The following is a 480-nucleotide window of genomic DNA, read 5'->3' on the forward strand; positions in this document are numbered from 1 at the left end:
GGGCGGCCTCGGATTCGGCCGCGGCCGCCGGGGGGCGCCGGGCTCCGGGGGGCGGGGCCGGAGCGGCCCCGGCTCCGGGTGTGGAGGCGTACGTGGCGCGGCTGGTGCGGGCCGGGGTGGCGGGGCTGGGCTTCGGCGTGACGCCGGTGCACGAGACGGTGCCGCCCGGTCTGGCGGAGGCGTGCGCGGAGTACGGGCTCCCGCTGGTGGAGGTGCCCCCGGGAACCCCCTTCACGGCGGTCGCCCGCACGGTGTGGCGGCTGATGGCGGAGGCCCGCACGCGTGAGCTGCGCCGCGTCACCGAAGCCCAGCAGTCCCTGGCGGCGGCCGCCGCCCGCCCGGACCCCGTCCCGGCGGCCCTGTCCCGCCTGGCGGCGAGCCTGGGCGGCTGGGCGGCCCTGTGGGGGCCGGGGGCCGAGCCGGGAGCGGGGGGCGGCACGCCCGGCGCCGCCGCCGGGGCGGGCGGGGCAGGGGTGGCCG

General features: G+C 83.8%; 1 protein-coding gene. It reads left to right on the top strand.

Annotation, left to right across the window (positions count from 1 at the left end):
* On the top strand, window positions 1–480 hold a 480-nt coding region (locus VR44_RS31745; RefSeq protein ID WP_211275158.1), incomplete at both ends, for a PucR family transcriptional regulator ligand-binding domain-containing protein.

Origin of the sequence: Streptomyces katrae (assembly GCF_000966975.1) — a bacterium.
GTDB lineage: Bacteria > Actinomycetota > Actinomycetes > Streptomycetales > Streptomycetaceae > Streptomyces > Streptomyces katrae.